Here is a 14,504-nt window from a genome sequence, read left to right as displayed (position 1 = left end):
TCGCCTGCGTGGCCACGTGCCTGCTCGTCGCCGCCTGCGGCGGTGGGTCCTCGGCCTCAGACAACGACGACGCCTCGCCGTCGACCGCGGCGACCCACGCGTCCGACGGCTTCGAGCCGCCACCGGGCAAGGTCGTCTTCGATCTCGCGGTGTCGAGCGCAGATCGCGATCCCGCCGTCGACTCGTACGTCGCGTGGCAGCGCGCGGCGACGACATCGCTGCGCGACCGAACCCTCACCGAGGCGACTCGGCGAGGCGCGGCAGAGGCGCCCGTGGAGACGGTCGAGCGGTCCCTGTCGACCGTCGAGGAGGCCGACTACACGGTGCCTCGGCGCATGGTCGGCAGGCTGCAGTCGATCCGCTCGACCCCGCGGGCCGCTATCCTCGGCGTGTGTTTGTGGAGCCCTACGTTCGACTACCGCGAGCGGGCGTCGGGTGAGCGCGTCGCCGACCGGCCTGCTCACTGGATGGGCGTCGAGGTGCGGATGAGCCGCCGGTCGGGGCAGGATGGTGGCTGGAGCGTCGCCGGGCTATCGACACGAGAGGACTGCGAGGGGAACAGACCATGACGTTCGGATCCGTCGTCCGACGGCTGTCGGCCGCCGTCGCCGGCTGCGTCGTCGCCGCCGGCCTCGCCGCCGTTTCGTCCGGTGCTACGAGTGTCCCAGCCGGTACGCCGAGCGCCGCAGCGCCACGTACGGCGCCGTCGGGCGGCATGTACGGCGAGCTCGGCGGCGCGCCCGTCCGCACGGTGCCGCAGGCCAAGATCAGCACTCAGGCACGGGCTTCGTCGTCCAGCGGCGGCACGACCGACAACTACAACGACGGCGGCGACACTGTCTGCGGCGTGTACGCGAACCAGGCGGGGATGGGCTCGTACTGCACGAGTGGCACCGGCGGTGGCACCCTCGAGCCGCTGATCGATCGCTACCCCGGCATGAAGTTCGAGAACTGCCGGTACGAAGACCCGCCGCCCGGTGTCCAGGTGCCCGAGAACCCGTCGCCGGACGAGGAGATGTGGCAGCTGCGCACCTGCCTGACGGCGATCAACTGGTTCGAGTGGGACGGCGGGGACGACCGCCGGATCATCATGGACCTGGTCCTCGTCGACAAGGACATGGACACCACCTACCACGACACCGAGCTGTCGGACTTCCTGTGGAACTCGCGGCAGACGATGTACCCGCTGCCGATGCTTCGGGTCGAGCCCAAGACGTTCCCGCTCGCCAACCAGGAGGCGTACTTCACCTTCGACTGGTTCGATCCGGAGAGCCGCGACACGGTCAACGAAGGACCGTACGAGAACGTCGACGGTGGCGGGCCGTTCGTGCGACACGTCAACCGCGGCATGGTGATGCAGGCACGGGCGACGTCGATGCGGATCGATCCCAAGATCGAGGGCATGCCGGCGAAGACGTGCAGCCCCGACCCGCGCAAGCTCGCGTACGACGAGAGCAAGCCGCCACGGCACGAGGAGCAGAGGAGCGACTGCTACTTCGTCTTCGAGCGGTCGTCGGCGGCGGCGCCGGAGATCAGCACCGCCGACGCGTACCTCGAAGGCGACAGGTTCGTGTTCAGGCCGGAGATCACCGTGACCTGGGAGGTCTCGTACTCTCGCCGCGGCGGGGGGATGCAGCCGCTCGGCGGAGGCTACGACATGCTCGTCAAGCAGGATCTGACGGTTCTCGACGGCGAAGCGGTGAACTTCCCGGTGCCCGACAGCGTGATCGAATGACCCGGTCGTACGGGCGTGGGCGTCTGTCGGCGCCATAGGTCACAATGGGGGTGTGAGTGACCTGATCGACACCACCGAAATGTACCTCAAGGCCGTCTACGAGCTGATCGAAGAAGGCGTGGTGCCGCTGCGAGCCCGAATCGCCGAGCGCCTGCAGCAGAGCGGGCCGACCGTGAGTCAGACGGTCGCCCGGATGGAGCGTGACGGGCTGCTCAGCGTCGAGGGCGATCGGCACCTCGAGTTCTCCGACAAGGGCCGTCAGCTCGCGACCCGGGTCATGCGCAAGCACCGCCTCGCCGAGCGGCTGCTCACCGACGTCGTCGGGCTCGAGATCGAGTACGTCCACGACGAGGCGTGCCGGTGGGAGCACGTGATGTCCGAGCGGGTGGAGCGCCACCTCCTCGAGCTGCTCAAGCACCCCGTCGAGTCCCCGTACGGCACCCCGATCCCCGGGCTCGACGAGTTCGGCGAGACGGTCGTACACGAAGACCTGCTCAGCGGTGTCGCGCCGCTTCCCGATGCCGCCCGTGCCGCCGGCCCGTCGCCGACCGAGCTGGTCGTCCGGCGCATCGCCGAGCCGCTCCAGGTCGACATCGAGGTGCTGGCGCTGATGCGTCGCGTCGGCGTACTCCCGGGCGACCGGGTCGTCGCGAGCATCACCGACACGGGAGTGCTCGTCGAGGGCGCGAACGGCGAGTCGGCGGACATCGACGACGAAGCCGCGAAGCACATCCTCGTCGAGAAGCTCTGACGACTGCGAGAGAGACCATGCACAGGGGTGACCACGTTCCAACCCGACGTACGACGGGCGCGTCCGCTCGTATGTTGATCGTCGCGTCGGGGCAATGAGATGCGTGGATCCTGGCGTTTCGCTCGCAAGATTCTGTTCGCCGCGCTCGGGGTCCTGCTGCTGCTCGTCGGTATCGCCGGCCTGGTGTTGCCCGGGCCGGGGTTGCTCATCATGTTCGCCGGCGTCGCCGTGCTGGCGCTGGAGTTCGAGTGGGCCGCGCGCCGCGTCGACTTCATCCGCGACAAGGCGATGGATGCCGCCGAGTACGGCGTCGCGAATTGGTTTCGGATCTTGATCAGTGCTGCGGGCGCGGTCGGCGTGTTCATTGCCGGCATCGTCTGGATCATCGACCCGACGATCCCGGAGGTCTGGATCATCGGTAACCACTTGCCGTTCGGCGGCGTTGTCACCGGGGTGAGCATGATCGCGTCCAGCTTCATCGCGTTCTTCCTGCTCGGCTACAGCTACCGGCGCTTCCACAAGGAGAACCGCTTCCGCAAGGCGAAAGCCGTCGGTCCGACGTAGCGCAACGCCTTGCTAGAATTGAGCTAGAGGCGGCCACTCTGCCGACTCCCGGACGAGCGCACCGTACCCGGAAACGCGACAAGACGGTGTCCTGGGAGTGCCTCATGTCATGGATCGTTCTGGTCGTCTCCGGCATGTTCGAAACCGTGTGGGCAACCGCGCTGGCGGAGTCCAAGGGCTTCTCGCGGCCCGTCGCGTCGATCGTCTTCGCGGTCGCGCTCGCGGTGAGCATGGGCGGGCTCGCGTACTCGCTGAAGTCGCTGCCGGTCGGCACCGCGTACGCCGTGTGGGTGGGCATCGGCGCGGTGGGTACCGCGATCTACGGGATGGTCGCCCTCGACGAGCCGGCGACGATCGCGCGGCTGCTCTGCCTGGTGCTGATCGTCGGCGGGGTCGTCGGGCTGAAGGTCCTGCACTAGGCGTCGGTGCGTGGGTCAGGCGTACGCGCGCCGGACCACCGTGTGCACGATGACCGCCGCGGTGGACGTGACGACGAGCATGACCATCGCCATCGGCACCGCCGTGCCGTTGGCGAAGGCACCGACCAGCGGGGCGACAACGGCGCCGATGCCGAACTGGACGCAGCCCAACATCGCGGCCGCGGTGCCGGCGGCCTCGCCGTGGCGCGACAGCGCGAGCGCCGGCGTGTTCGGCAGCGCGAGGCCGCACGACGCGATGATCATCGCGAGCGGCGGCAGGATGGTCGCGAGCCCGCCGACCTCGGTGATCGCGGCGGTCACCAGGACGGCCGCGGACGCGGCCGCCAGCACGGTTGCGACGCCCAGGATCTGCTGTGGGGCGTACCTCTTCAGCAGTACGGGGTTGAGCTGGGTGAACACGATGATGCCGAGCGCGTTGACACCGAACACGATCGCGAACGCACGCTCGCTCAGCCCGTAGACGTCCTGCAGTACGAAGGACGACCCGCTCACGTACGCGAACATCGCCGACATCATCGTGCCCGCGACCAGGATCAGCGCGACGAACGGAACGTCACGGAGCAAGGTGCCGTACGTGCGCAGCGTCGAGCGCAGGCGCAGCGAGCGGCGGCGTGAGACCGGCAGGGTCTCCTTGAGCCCGAAGAACGCGACGGTCACCAGCACCACGCCGGCTGCGCCGAGCACCGCGAAGATCCCGCGCCAGTTGGTCCACTCGAGGACGAGCCCGCCGAGGGTCGGCGCGAGTACGGGGGCCGCTCCCATCACCAGCATCAGCCGCGACAGCACCCGCGCCGCGGCGACGCCGCTGAACAGGTCTCGCACCGTCGCCATCGCGCTGACGCCGAGCGCCGCACCGGCGAACCCCTGGATGACGCGGGCGGCGGTAAGCGTCACGATGCCGGGCGCGAGCAGGCAGAGTACCGACGCGAGCACGTGAACCGAGATCCCGATCAGCAGCGGTCGGCGACGCCCGACCGAGTCGGAGATCGGACCGATGATGAGCTGCCCGACTGCGAGTCCGGCGAGCATGCCGGTGAGGGTGAGCTGGGTCGCCGACTCGGTGACGCCCAGATCGTCCTGCAGGGCCGGCAGCGCCGGGAGGTACATGTCGATCGTGAGCGGCCCGAGGCCGATCAGCGCGCCGAGCACGATGACCAGTTGGACGTACGCCCGGCCGGTCGGTGCGATAGGAGCGGGCGGTGCCGCGACAGCGGAGGGCGGCAGGATCGGCTGCTCGGTCGGGTCTACTCTCACGCTAGAAACTTAACTGCATGTACCAACCAACTATTCCCGCCCGAGCGTGTGCTCCGTCACGCCGACCCGCGAGAAGCACCTTGCCGGGACGTGGATTCGCTCAGGTCCGGAGACCTGTCATCTCAGGTCCAGAGACGTGTCATCTCAGGTCCAAAGGACCGCGACGCACACGTTGACCACGGCGAGCGCCCCGAGTGCGTTGAGGATCATCGGCTTCGGTACGTCCTTCTCGCGCTGGCCGACGAATGCAAGACCCGCGACGACGAGGGCGATGACCAGCTTGACGCCGATCTTCGCGTTGTCGACATCGGCCACGTCGTCGGAGGCCGAGGCGATGCCGGTCATCGCGATCCCGGTGACGAGCGCGCCGGTGGCCGCCCCGTGAGCATGACGTTGGGGCGGCGACACGCCGGCGTTTTGCGCTCGGACGTCATGCCCACGGGGCCGGACGGCCTACTCGGCCGCCAGATGCCGCTCGACCCGCTCGACCTTCGCGGTGAGCTGGCCCGTATAGCCCGGCCGGATGTCGGCCTTCAGTACGAGCCCGACGCGCGGTGACGCCTCGGCGACGATGTCCACGGCGCGTTTGACCACCGCCATCACCTCGTCCCACTCGCCCTCGATATTGGTGAACATCGCGTTCGTCTCGCAGGGGAGCCCGGACTCGCGTACGACCTTGACGACCTCGGCGACGGCGGCACTCACGCTGCCCGACTCGTCGGCGGCCGATGGACTGATGCTGAAGGCGACAAGCATGGGGCCAGCCTATTGGTCAGTGATCAACCGGTCGGTGTCGCGGCTCGGCTGCACGCGCTTCGGCTCGCCGGGCATCTTCGGGTAGTCCGGCGGATAGGGCATGTCGCCGAGGCCGTCGGCCTCGTCGCGCTCGTACAGCTCGAGCAGCGGCTCGATCGAGTACGCCGTGTCGTCGATAGCCGCATGGAGGTCGCCGAGCTCTGCGAACCGCGCCGGCACGGTCAGCAGGTTCAGCTCCGCCGGCTCTTCGACAGTCGGCAGCTCGTCCCACGTGACCGGCGTCGAGACGGGAGCGCCGGGCTTCGAGCGGAGGCTGTAGGCGCTGGCGATCGTGCGGTCGCGGCTGTTCTGGTTGTAGTCGACGAATACCGTCTCGCCGCGCTCCTCCTTCCACCACTTGGTCGTGACACCGGGCGTACGCCGCTCGAGCTCGCGGCCGAACGCGATCGCGGCGTGCCGGACGTCGGTGAATGTCCAGCGCGGCTCGATGCGTACGTAGATGTGGACGCCCCGGTTGCCGCTCGTCTTGGGAAACCCGGTGATGCCGAGGTCGTCGAGCAGCGTACGAGCGGCGCCCGCGACGCGGACGGCGTCGTGGAAGTCGGTGCCGGGCTGCGGGTCGAGATCGATGCGCAGTTCATCGGGGTGGTCGACGTCGCCCTTGCGTACGGGCCAGGGGTGGAAGGTGACGGTGCCCATCTGGGCTGCCCACGCGGGCACCGCGAGCTCCGTCGGGCACACCTCGTCCGCGAACCTGCCGGACGGAAACTGGATACGTGCGGTCTCGACGTACGAGGGTGCGCCCCGCGGGATGCGCTTCTGATAGAACGCGTCGCCACCGTGATCCTGGCGGGTCGACAGCGCCAACCCCTCGAGTACGCCCTTCGGCCATCGCTCCAACGTCGTCGGCCGGTTGCGTAGCGCGCGCAGGATGCCGTCGCCGACCGAGAGGTAATACTGCACCACGTCGAGCTTCGTCACCGCTCGCGTGCGGTCGGTCGCAGGGAAGATCACCCGATCGGGGTTCGACACGCGCAGGGCGCGCTCGCCGGCCTCGATCTCGGTCGCAGGGGACGCCATGGGTTGAGCGTAGACGTTCGGTACGTCATCGGGCCGGGACCGCGCGCGCGGGTGCGACTCAGGTTCGGCCCGGCTCCTTCTTCACCTCGGTGCAGATTGTGAGCAGGCTGTCGGACGTGCAGACCTGGAGATGGACCGTGTCGCCCTCGTCGTACGAGAGGTCGAACTCCTTGCGACTCCCGCGGGAGTAGAAGACCTCGGGCCCGGGGCCGTCGACCCAAAGCCTCGCGACCGTGCTGCGGTCATTGTCGTAGTCGTCGTAGACGATCAGCCTCTCGCCTTCCGCCAGGAACTGGGCCGCCACGGACGTTCCCTCGCCGTCGATGATCGACTCGGTAAGGGACACGCCGCCGGCATCGCCGTCGGTCGGATTGCGAACGTACAGGTCGGCCCATTCTCTGGCGTCTACGTCGGCGGTGGCCGCGCCACCGAACGACACCGTGCTGACGGCCGCGAACGCCGCGACTCCGAGCAGCTTCAAGGTGCGGTTGATCATCTGCCTGACTCCTTCCTGGATGTGTGTCGCCTCTGGTGAACGCGATCAGGTGCGGCCCGGGTACTTCTTCACCTTGGTGCAGGTCGCGTTCCGGGTGTCTGAGGTGCACACCTGCAACCGGACGGTCTGCCCCTCGTTGTACGACAGGTCGAAGGTCTTGCCGTCGCCGGTCGAGAAGAACTCGGCCGGGCCGCTGCGGCCGACCCATAGCCGGACGACCGTCGGGCGGTCGTTGTCGAAGTCGTCGTCGATCCTGAGCTTCTCGTCGTACGCCTCGAAGGTCGCCGAGACCGCAATCGGGTCGTTCTTCGCGGCCCGCGCCCACTCCCAGATGGAAACGCCGCCGGCATCTCCGTCGGTCGGATCGGTGGAGTGGACGAGGTCCCAGCCGTCGGAGCGTACGTCGGCGCCTGCGGCGCTACCGAGCGACAGGGTGCTCGCGGCGGCGAAGGCCGCGACCCCGAGCAGTTTCATGGTTCGGGTGATCATCGGTCCCACTCCTTGTCCGACGGTGCCCGACGGCCGCCGGGCGAAGCGAGATCGACGATGCGCCTCGCCGCTGCCGGATCGCTGTCAGCGCACTGCCACGAGGTGTCGGCCGGTGTCAGGCGCCGATCGCCGCGCGCTCTCGTACGGCCAGCTCCGCGTCCTCGTCGACCAGGTCGGCGTTGATCGCCGCGGCGGCACCGAGGCCAGCGCCGTTCGATGCTGCGACCATCGCACTGAGGTCGCTCGCGTTGCCTGCCGCCCACACTCCGGCGATGGGCGTACGTCCCATGGGTTCGGTCTCGATGAAGACGCCCATCGGATGCTCGGTGACAGTGCCTCCGAGCTGCTCGTACAGGTCGCTCCTCGCGATGAACCGTGGTGCAACGGCGGCGGCGTCGACCGGGAAGTCCCTGCCGTCGACGACGACGGCGTTCAGGTGGTCGCCGTCGGCGCGAAGGCGGTCGACGTTGCCCACGACCAGCCGGATGTCGCGCGCGGCCAGCCGCTCGGCCGTCTCGTCGTCGATGGGCGGCATCGTGTGGGCGAACAGCGTCACGTCGTCGCTGAGCTGGCGGAACAGCAGCGCCTGGTGGACGCTCATCGGACTGGTGCCGATCACGCCGATGCGCTGACCGCGTACCTCCCAGCCATGGCAGTACGGGCAGTGCACGACGCTCTTGCCCCACAGCTCGCGTACGCCCGGCACCTCGGGAAGCTCGTCGACAAGGCCGCTGGCCAGAAGGAGCCGCCGTGCGCCGATCGTCGTACCGTCGGCGAGATCGAGCTCGAAGCCGTCGGCGTCGCGCCGTGCGGCGATGGCGTACCCACGTCGGATCTCTGCCCCGTACGACTCCGCTTCGCGCGCTCCTGCCGCGAGCAGTTCGAGCGGTGCGATGCCGTCCTGTCCGAGTACGTTGTGCGCGCCGGCCGCGGGCGCGTTGCGGGGCTCGCCGGCGTCGACGACGACCACGGATCGCAGCGACCTCGCCAGGGCCACGGCGGCGCTGAGTCCGGCCGCGCCTCCTCCGATGATCGCTACGTCGTGTCTGCGCTGGTCTGTCATGTGCACTCCCTGGTCGTGACGTTCTCCGTTCAGGGTAGGCAGCTCCTGCGTTCTAGGCATATGATCTTGCGTATGGCGCAAGAACTCGCGATCGACGCAGTCATCCGTGAACGCATCCGCGGCCTCCGACTGGCGCGCGGCTGGTCGCTCGATGCGCTCGCGGCGCGTTGCTACCTCAGTCCGTCCACGTTGAGCCGGATCGAGACCGGGCACCGCAGGATCGCCCTCGACCAGCTCGTGCCCATCGCACGCGCGCTCGGGACCTCTCTCGACGAGCTCGTCGAACCACTCGACGACGGGGATGTCGTGATCCGGCCCGAGCCGACCCATGAGGCCGGATGGACGGTCTGGCTGCTGTCGCGTGAGCAGGCGCTGAACGGAGCCACCGCCGCGAAGGTACGCATCCCTGCCGACCGGCCGAAGGGTGTCGATGACCTGCGCGTACACCCCGGCCGTGAGTGGTTCACCGTGCTTTCCGGCACGGCACGTGTGCAACTCGGCGAGCGTACGATCCTGGTCGAGACCGGCCATGCTGCCGAGTTCTCGACGATGATCCCGCACGCGATCGGCGCCGAGGGTGGAACGGTCGAACTGTTGACGATCTTCGACCCCGAGGGCGAGCGCGCACACCTCCGCGGCGCCGACGCCGAGTAGGAGCGCGTCGGTGGCACCACATCTGGTCAGGTCAGCGCGGCGCGGGGACGTGTCGGTGGGATCGCGGCGAGCAGCGTGCGGGTGTAGTCGGCCTGTGGCGACGCGAAGAGCTCCGCCGCCGGACGGTGTTCGACCGCGCGCCCGCGGTGCATGACCAGCACGTCGTTACTCATCCGCTCGACGACCGCGAGGTCGTGGGCGATGAACACGTACGTGAGGCCGAGATCGGATTGCAGGCGCAGCAGGAGGTCGAGCACCCGCGCCTGGATCGATACGTCGAGCGACGCCGTTGACTCGTCGAGGATCATCAGCTCCGGGTCACAGGCAAGTGCACGCGCGATACACACTCGCTGACGCTGGCCGCCGGACAGCTGGTGCGGGTAGCGTGCCGCGAAGTCGGCCGGAAGCTCGACGAGGTCGAGAAGCTCCCGTACGCGTTCGTCGCGCGCGGAACCCTCGGCGAGCCGGTGTACGCGCACGGGCTCCGATATCGAGCGCGCAACCGTCGCGCGCGGATTCAATGCGGCGAACGGATCCTGGAAGACCATCGAGATCCGACGCTTCAAGGTGCGAGCTTCGCGGCCGTTGGCCGCGAGCACGTCGCGGTCCGCGAGGCTGACCGAACCCTTGTCCGCGTCGACCTGGCGGGTGAGGACTCCGGCGACGGTCGACTTGCCGGACCCGGACTCGCCGACGATGCCGAGCGTCGTCCCGCGATCGACTTCGAAGGAGACACCGCGAACCGCGAGGATCCTGCGCGTGCCCGTCGCGGCGCGCTGGGTGTAGGTGACGTGGAGGTCCTCGACCCGCAGCAGCGGCTCCGCCGCCGGTTCCGGCTGCTTGCGTGGGGTGCCGAGGACGGGCCGAGCGTCGAGCAGTAATTGCGTGTACTCGTCCTGCGGCTCGTCGAAGAGCGTGCGGGTGTTCGCCTGCTCGACCGCCACACCGTTGTGCAGGACCGTCACCTCATCGGCGACCTGACCGATGAGCCCGAGGTCGTGGCTGATCCAGACGACCGCCATGCCGCGCTCGGCCTGCATCGACCGGACCAGCTCGACGACCTGCGCCTGAGTGGTGACATCGAGGGCCGTGGTCGGCTCGTCGGCGATCAGCAGATCCGGGTTGCACGCAAGAGCGATCGCGATCATGACCCGCTGCCGCTGGCCCCCGGACAGCTGATGGGGGTACGCGTGCAGGCGATCGTCGGGGTCGGATACGCCAACCGACTCGAGCAGTTCGAGCGCATGTCGACGGGCGGCTCTCCGCGTCATGCCGAGGTGGAACTCCGGCCCCTCGGTCAGCTGCCGCTCCAGAGTGAGGAGCGGGTTGAGCGACGTACCGGGATCCTGGAACACGAAGCCGACTCGGCGACCGAGCACCGATCGCAGCGTGCGGGCAGACGCTCCGACGACCTCGGTGGCGGTGGCCACGCCCTCGGAGTCGCGCAGCTGCGAGCTGCCGGACACGAGGGCACCGGTGACGTCCAACAGTCCGGTCGCCGAGAGAACGGTCAGCGACTTGCCCGACCCGGACTCGCCGACGACGCCGAGGCACCCGCCGTCGCGTACGTCGAACGACACTCCGTGCACGATCTCGCGGCCGTGGATGCCGACGCGTAGGTCGTTGACAGACAGCAGCGGGGCGGTCATCGGCGACCCCCTCCCTGCGCCGCGAGAGCGGTGCGGCGCTGCGGGTCGAGGACCTGTCCGAGACCGTCGCCCAGCAGGTTGAACGCGAGCGTGGTGACCAGGATCGCCAGCCCGGGGAAGACGCTCATCCACCAGGCGACCCCGATGAAGTCCTGCGCATCGAAGAGCATCCGCCCCCACGACGGTCGGGGCGGCTGCACGCCGAGGCCGAGGAACGACAACGCCGCCTCGGACAGGATCGCGAAGGCCAACGACAATGAGGTCTGCACGATCACCGGTCCGGAGATGTTGGGCAGTACGTGGTGCCACACGATGTAGCCATTGCCCGTGCCCATCGTCCGCGACGCCTGGACGTACGGCTCGGTTCGTACGCTGAGGGTCGAGGCACGGGTGACCCGGGCGAAGATCGGGGTGTAGACGACACCGATGGCGATCATCGCCGAGGTGAGGCCGGGGCCGAGCACGGCGACGATCGCGAGCGCGAGCAGCAGCACCGGAAACGCGAACAGCACATCGACGATCCGCATGAGCACGCTGTCGGTCTTGCCGGCGAGGAATCCGGCGGCCAGGCCGATCGTCACGCCGGCGACCAGCGAGATGCCGACGCTGACGAGTGCGACCTCCATCGACACCCGGGCGGCAACCAGTACGCGACTGAACTGGTCGCGCCCGAGGTCGTCCGTGCCGAACCAGTGTGCCGAGCTCGGGCCTTGCAAGGCGCGCGTGATGTCGGTGTCGTTCACGCCGTACGGCGCGAGAAGCGGTCCGAACAGTGCTGCCGCGACGACGGCCACCAGTACGACGCAGCCGGCCAGGCTGATGGGATTGCGCAGCAGCAGCCGCAGCGTTCCCGGCGACTCGTCGACCGCTTCGTCGATCTCGGCGGAGGGGTCGCCGGTCGGAAGGGATGCGTTCATCGACGTCCGATCCTCGGGTCGACGACGGCGTACAGGATGTCCACCAACAGATTGATCAGCAGGAAGAGCGCACCCATGAGCAGCACCGCCCCTTGGATCAGCGGGTAGTCGCGTGCGGCGACCGCCTCGTACGTCAGCCGGCCCAGCCCTGGCCAAGCGAACACGACCTCGACGACCACGAGACCGCCGAGCAGGGTTGCCATCTGGATGCCCACGATCGTGACAACGGGTACCACCGCGTTACGGAGGACGTGTCGGTTGAGTACCTGGGGGCGCGGCAGGCCCTTCGAGGTGGCGGTACGTACCCAGCCGCTCGCCAGTGCCTCGATGACGGCCGAGCGCACGTAGCGGGTCATGATCGAGCCCGAGACCATTCCCACCGTGACCGCGGGAAGGATCAGCCGCCGGGCCCATTCGAGTGGGTCCTCGCTGAGCGGCACGTAGCCCGAGGACGGCAGCCAGCCGAGGGTAGACGAGAACAGCGTGATCAGCAGGATGCCCATCCAGAAGTCGGGGATCGAGACCCCGGCCTGGCTCGTCACGCGGATGATGGCGTCGGCGATCCGCCCTTCGCGCAGTGCCGACCAGATCCCCGCCGGAATGGCGATCAGGAGTCCGACGACGAGGCCGGCGAACGCCAGCGACGCCGTGGCGGGAAGGCGTTCCAGCAGCAGTCCGGTGACGGGCTCGCCGCTGCGGAAGCTCACGCCGAGGTCACCGGTCAGGGCGTTCCCGATGTAGCTCAGGAGCTGAGTGAGCACCGGTTGGTCGAGCCCGCTGGCCTCGCGCAGCGCTTCGTACGCCTCGGGCGAGTATCGGGTGCCCAGCGCGATCCGGACCGGGTCGCCGGGTACGAGGAGCATCAACCCGAACGTCACGATGATCACGCCGAGAAGCACCACCGCCGTGTGCAGCACGCCGCGTAGCAGGATGAACCGGGTGACCGGGTGCTGCGCCATTCGTACGAGACGGCTGCGGTTGCCGGCCGCACTCGCGGTCGCCGACGGGTGCGTGTCTTCGGGAGCGGACATGGATCTCCCGTCAGTCCATCGACGCGTCTCGCCAGCGGATCGCCCGGTCACTGCGCACGGTGTATCCGGACAGATCGGGACTGTACGCCTGGATCACCGACGGGTTGTAGAGGTAGATGTAGCTTGCCTCGTCCGCGATGGTCGTCGCCGCCTCGTCGTAGAGCTGTTGTCGCTTGTCCTCATCGGTCTCGGTTCGCGCGGAGTCGAGGAGCCGGTCGACCTTCGGGTTGGAGTACCCCTGCGCGTTGTCGGCACCGTCGGTGTGGTGCTGGGAGTAGTAGAAGTCGTCGGGGTCGATGTTGCCGAGCCACCCCATGTAGAGCATGTCGAAGTTGCCCTTGCTCTGCTCGTCCAGCCAGGTGCCGAAGTCGAGGCTGCGGATCTTGAGGTCGATGCCGACCTCGGACAGGCTGTCGGCGATCACCTGGGCGGCGTCGACGGTCTCCGGGTAGTCGCTGGAGACCATCAGCTCCATCTCGAGGTCCTCGACGCCGGCCTCGTCGAGCAGGTCCCGTGCCTTCTCCTGGTCGAGCGAGTACGTGTCGTACTCGGTGTACCAGGCCGAGTCCTTCGGGATGGCGAGCTGGTTGACCTCGGCGTTGCCGTAGCTGGTCACCTGGGCGATGTCATCGCGGTCGATCGCGTACGCGATGGCCTGCCGAACCCGCACGTCGTCGAACGGCTTCCGCTTCTCGTTGAGCGCGAGGTACCAGTAGTCGTTGCTGGGTACGACGCCGACGTTGACGTCGTCGCCCTCGGACAGCGACTCCACCTGCTGGGGTGGGATCGAGTCGGTCCAGGCGATCTCCCCGGCCTTGAGCGCGGCGATCGCCGTGGCACCCTCTGCGATGAAGCGATAGCGGATCGACGGGATCTTCGGCGCGCCACCCCAGTAGTCCTCGTTCGCCTCGAGGTCGATGTGGTCGCCCGAGGTGAAGTCGGTGAGCGCGTACGGGCCGGTGCCGACCGGCTTGGTCGTGATGTCGCCGCTCTCGACGTTCGCCTTGTCGACGATGGCGACGCCCTTGAAGCCGCCGATGCTGGACAGCAGGTTGGGCGTCGGTGCCTTCACGTCGATGCGGACGGTGTGCGGATCGACGGCGGTGACCTCCTTGACCGCTGCGAATCGGTAGGCGTTGGGGAGATCGTTACGCGTGATCCGGTTGAACGAGTACACGACGTCCTCCGCCGTGAAATCCGACCCGTCGTGGAACGTGACGCCGTCGCGCAACGTGAAGGTCCAGGTCAGCTGGTCCTTGCTCTGCGTCCATGACTTGGCGAGTGCCGGCTGCATCTCGAGGTTCTCGTCGGGCTCGACGAGGGTGTCATAGACGTTCTCGAGCACCTGGAAGGAGAAGTACGACGACGTCTTGTGCGGGTCGAGCTGGTCGGGCTCTCCGCCGATGGCGACGGCGATCCCGTCCGAGCTGCCGCCGTCGGACTCGTCGATGTCGACGCCATCCCCGCCCGAGCAGGAGGCGAGTACGCCGCAGACCAGGGCGGACGCTGCGATCGCGCCCAGCGTCGGACGCAGGCGGCTGCGTCGGTGGGTAGTGGACATGCTCACCTCAGACGATCATTATTATGATGCTTTGATCATAATGCTCGGGTCGAGCGTGGCTGGC

17 protein-coding genes and 1 riboswitch are annotated in these 14,504 nt (G+C 68.3%); of the genes, 6 read left to right on the top strand and 11 right to left on the bottom strand.

Annotated elements, in window-relative coordinates:
* Positions 1 to 8 precede the first annotated feature (8 nt).
* From L0C25_RS06360 to L0C25_RS06340, 5 genes are all read left to right on the top strand, one after another.
* Positions 9 to 569 (top strand): hypothetical protein, encoded by a 561-nt coding sequence (locus tag L0C25_RS06360; protein ID WP_271635597.1) that lies wholly within the window; start codon positions 9 to 11, stop codon positions 567 to 569.
* Complete coding sequence (locus L0C25_RS06355; RefSeq protein WP_271635596.1) at positions 566 to 1,735, top strand: hypothetical protein; 1,170 nt, start codon at positions 566 to 568, stop codon at positions 1,733 to 1,735. The genes L0C25_RS06360 and L0C25_RS06355 overlap by 4 nt, the downstream gene beginning before the upstream one ends.
* Before the next feature lie 52 nt (positions 1,736 to 1,787).
* Positions 1,788 to 2,486, top strand: a complete 699-nt coding sequence (locus tag L0C25_RS06350) for a metal-dependent transcriptional regulator (protein ID WP_271635595.1) — start codon at positions 1,788 to 1,790, stop codon at positions 2,484 to 2,486.
* Positions 2,487 to 2,585: 99 nt separating this feature from the next.
* Positions 2,586 to 3,050 carry a PGPGW domain-containing protein gene (locus L0C25_RS06345; RefSeq protein ID WP_271635593.1) on the top strand — a complete coding sequence of 155 codons (465 nt, stop codon included), beginning with the start codon at positions 2,586 to 2,588 and terminating at the stop codon, positions 3,048 to 3,050.
* Positions 3,051 to 3,074: 24 nt separating this feature from the next.
* A riboswitch (guanidine-III (ykkC-III) riboswitch) is annotated at positions 3,075 to 3,143 on the top strand.
* A gap of 11 nt (positions 3,144 to 3,154) precedes the next feature.
* Positions 3,155 to 3,469 carry a DMT family transporter gene (locus L0C25_RS06340; protein WP_271635592.1) on the top strand — a complete coding sequence of 105 codons (315 nt, stop codon included), beginning with the start codon at positions 3,155 to 3,157 and terminating at the stop codon, positions 3,467 to 3,469.
* Between the two features lie 15 nt (positions 3,470 to 3,484).
* On the opposite strand, the gene L0C25_RS06335 is transcribed toward L0C25_RS06340, so the two are convergent.
* The 7 genes from L0C25_RS06335 to L0C25_RS06305 all read right to left on the bottom strand — a co-directional run bounded on the left by L0C25_RS06335 (position 3,485) and on the right by L0C25_RS06305 (position 8,628).
* Positions 3,485 to 4,744 carry a multidrug effflux MFS transporter gene (locus L0C25_RS06335; protein WP_271635591.1) on the bottom strand — a complete coding sequence of 420 codons (1,260 nt, stop codon included), beginning with the start codon at positions 4,742 to 4,744 and terminating at the stop codon, positions 3,485 to 3,487.
* Between the two features lie 144 nt (positions 4,745 to 4,888).
* The gene (locus tag L0C25_RS06330; RefSeq protein ID WP_271635590.1) at positions 4,889 to 5,089 is read right to left on the bottom strand and encodes a hypothetical protein; all 201 of its coding nucleotides are present in this window, start codon (positions 5,087 to 5,089) and stop codon (positions 4,889 to 4,891) included.
* A gap of 108 nt (positions 5,090 to 5,197) precedes the next feature.
* Positions 5,198 to 5,500 (bottom strand): MTH1187 family thiamine-binding protein, encoded by a 303-nt coding sequence (locus L0C25_RS06325; RefSeq protein WP_271635589.1) that lies wholly within the window; start codon positions 5,498 to 5,500, stop codon positions 5,198 to 5,200.
* A gap of 9 nt (positions 5,501 to 5,509) precedes the next feature.
* A complete protein-coding gene (locus L0C25_RS06320) occupies positions 5,510 to 6,580 on the bottom strand; it encodes a DNA polymerase domain-containing protein (protein ID WP_271635588.1) in 1,071 nt (356 codons plus the stop codon).
* Between the two features lie 58 nt (positions 6,581 to 6,638).
* Positions 6,639 to 7,076 (bottom strand): hypothetical protein, encoded by a 438-nt coding sequence (locus L0C25_RS06315; RefSeq protein WP_271635587.1) that lies wholly within the window; start codon positions 7,074 to 7,076, stop codon positions 6,639 to 6,641.
* A gap of 45 nt (positions 7,077 to 7,121) precedes the next feature.
* Complete coding sequence (locus L0C25_RS06310; RefSeq protein WP_271635586.1) at positions 7,122 to 7,565, bottom strand: hypothetical protein; 444 nt, start codon at positions 7,563 to 7,565, stop codon at positions 7,122 to 7,124.
* A gap of 115 nt (positions 7,566 to 7,680) precedes the next feature.
* Positions 7,681 to 8,628, bottom strand: a complete 948-nt coding sequence (locus L0C25_RS06305) for an NAD(P)/FAD-dependent oxidoreductase (RefSeq protein ID WP_271635585.1) — start codon at positions 8,626 to 8,628, stop codon at positions 7,681 to 7,683.
* Between the two features lie 72 nt (positions 8,629 to 8,700).
* Between L0C25_RS06305 and L0C25_RS06300 the strand changes: the two genes are divergently transcribed.
* The gene (locus L0C25_RS06300) at positions 8,701 to 9,282 is read left to right on the top strand and encodes a helix-turn-helix domain-containing protein (RefSeq protein WP_271635584.1); all 582 of its coding nucleotides are present in this window, start codon (positions 8,701 to 8,703) and stop codon (positions 9,280 to 9,282) included.
* 26 nt (positions 9,283 to 9,308) lie between these two features.
* Here L0C25_RS06300 and L0C25_RS06295 read toward each other — a convergent pair whose 3' ends face one another.
* The 4 genes from L0C25_RS06295 to L0C25_RS06280 are packed head-to-tail and all read right to left on the bottom strand — an operon-like array spanning position 9,309 to position 14,440.
* A complete protein-coding gene (locus L0C25_RS06295; RefSeq protein WP_271635583.1) occupies positions 9,309 to 10,931 on the bottom strand; it encodes a dipeptide ABC transporter ATP-binding protein in 1,623 nt (540 codons plus the stop codon).
* Entirely contained in the window at positions 10,928 to 11,848 is a 921-nt protein-coding gene (locus L0C25_RS06290) for an ABC transporter permease (RefSeq protein WP_271635582.1), read from the bottom strand. The genes L0C25_RS06295 and L0C25_RS06290 overlap by 4 nt, the downstream gene beginning before the upstream one ends.
* Positions 11,845 to 12,879 (bottom strand): ABC transporter permease, encoded by a 1,035-nt coding sequence (locus tag L0C25_RS06285; RefSeq protein ID WP_271635581.1) that lies wholly within the window; start codon positions 12,877 to 12,879, stop codon positions 11,845 to 11,847. Before L0C25_RS06285 ends, L0C25_RS06290 begins: the two co-directional genes overlap by 4 nt.
* 10 nt (positions 12,880 to 12,889) lie before the next feature.
* Positions 12,890 to 14,440 (bottom strand): ABC transporter substrate-binding protein, encoded by a 1,551-nt coding sequence (locus L0C25_RS06280; RefSeq protein WP_271635580.1) that lies wholly within the window; start codon positions 14,438 to 14,440, stop codon positions 12,890 to 12,892.
* Positions 14,441 to 14,504: the final 64 nt, after the last annotated feature.

Source organism: Solicola gregarius (assembly GCF_025790165.1).
GTDB lineage: Bacteria > Actinomycetota > Actinomycetes > Propionibacteriales > Nocardioidaceae > Solicola > Solicola gregarius.
The sequence above is the reverse complement of the archived record's forward strand: the minus strand, read 5'-3'. Positions and strand labels throughout refer to the sequence as shown.